Source organism: Bremerella sp. JC817, assembly GCF_040718835.1.
In the GTDB taxonomy this organism is placed as follows: domain Bacteria; phylum Planctomycetota; class Planctomycetia; order Pirellulales; family Pirellulaceae; genus Bremerella.
On the sequence record NZ_JBFEFG010000239.1, the window covers coordinates 1 to 340 of the forward strand.

At 73.5% G+C, this 340-nt stretch carries 1 pseudogene; it reads right to left on the reverse strand.

Features of this window, described 5'->3' with window-relative positions:
- A pseudogene (locus tag AB1L30_RS01585) lies at positions 1-340 on the reverse strand (hypothetical protein); the annotation flags it as partial.

Consider the following 340-nt stretch of genomic DNA (forward strand, 5'->3'; position numbering starts at 1 on the left):
GCTGCTCGAGTCGCTCTTGCCAGCCCCGGCCGCGGACCTCGGCGCGGTAGAGGTCGGCCAGGCGGTCGGTGATCCGGGCGAACAGGATGCGCCTGAGCTTCCGGTCCTCGACGTTGCGCATCAGCTCTTCCCAGAGCGCGACGGCGAGATCCGCGTAGTTCTGGCCGAGCCGGCGGTGGGCCTCGACGCTCGCCTGGTAGACGTGCCGCGGGCGGCCCCTGCCGACGTGCTCGGCCCGACGCTCGACCAGGCCGGCCCCGCAGAGCCGGATCAGGCGATTGCGGACGGCGGTGGCCGTGACACCCAGTTCCGCGGCCATCTCGGCGACCGTCAGCGGGCC